Genomic DNA, 402 nt, shown 5'->3' with positions numbered 1-402 from the left:
CTCCAGCACCGATTCGTGCGGCAGTCCGTTGCGGAATGACGTCGACTCGATGCCCAGACCGGTGACAGCGCCGCCCAGCGTGATGGTCTTGAGCTGCGGCACCACCAGCGGCGCCAGGCCGTGGGGCAGCGTCGCGGCCACCAGATGCTCGTAGGTGCACATGCCGGCCACGTCGGCGGTGCGGGCTTCGGCGTCCACGGCGATCACATCGGTCAGCCCCGATACGTCCAAACCTTTGACTTCGCTGCGATCTCGCGCGCGAAATAGGTTCGACGTGGGTTTGGCAAGCCGGATCGTCGAATTCGGCGGTATGGCGCGGTAACTGTCCATGAGGCGCTGCACGCCGAGGGCATGGGCAGCTTGTGCGTCAGTCGTAACAACAGACACACATATACGCTAGTC

General features: G+C 64.2%; 1 protein-coding gene. It reads right to left on the bottom strand.

All coding sequences use genetic code 11. From position 1 onward, the window contains the following. On the bottom strand, window positions 1-387 hold a 387-nt coding region (locus tag RNB18_RS53100), incomplete at its 3' end, for an FAD-binding protein (protein ID WP_394817822.1). Between the last annotated feature and the right edge of the window lie 15 nt (window positions 388-402).

This window comes from Streptomyces doebereineriae (assembly GCF_031845645.1).
Taxonomy (GTDB): domain Bacteria; phylum Actinomycetota; class Actinomycetes; order Streptomycetales; family Streptomycetaceae; genus Streptomyces; species Streptomyces canus.
This window is presented reverse-complemented; position numbering and strand designations above follow the sequence as displayed.